The 467-nt window shown below is 61.2% G+C and carries 1 protein-coding gene; it reads right to left on the minus strand.

Annotated elements, in window-relative coordinates; all coding sequences use genetic code 11:
* Positions 1 to 174 (minus strand): PadR family transcriptional regulator (locus MJ783_RS23405; RefSeq protein ID WP_370651797.1); only part of this gene is annotated, 174 nt, incomplete at its 3' end.
* Positions 175 to 467: the final 293 nt, after the last annotated feature.

Below are 467 nucleotides of genomic sequence, written 5' to 3' on the forward strand. Positions count from 1 at the left end.
ACGCTCCAGCCGGGTCAGTGCCGGGTAGACGGTGCCGTCCGAGATGTCGGACAGGCCGGTCTCGCGAAGACGTTGCACCAACTGGTACCCATACGACTCGCGTTCGGCGAGCAGGCACAGCAGCAGCAGCGACAGCACACCTTTGAGGAGTTGCGGGTCGTGGGCGGTAGGCACGCAAGTAAATCTAGCAAGCTACCTTGCAATGTCAAGTAGTGGGCTAAAAAAATAAGCGGCGGGCACGAGCTCTCCTCGTTGCCATGGCCGCCTGTCGCCGCGAACCGCGGAGCCTTCGGGTACGTCCTCGCTACTCCATGAGGGTGATACGCACAGCATTCAACGCGTCACGGCCCACCTCGATCACCGCGTAGGAATGGCCAGGCATGATCAATAGGATTGTCCCAGGCGGCTGGCCGTTCATCTCGGAAAGATCCAAAGCGGTGCCGAAGATTGCCAGGCCGACGGCCGCA

The organism is Protofrankia sp. Cj3, from assembly GCF_917627355.1.
GTDB lineage: Bacteria > Actinomycetota > Actinomycetes > Frankiales > Frankiaceae > Protofrankia.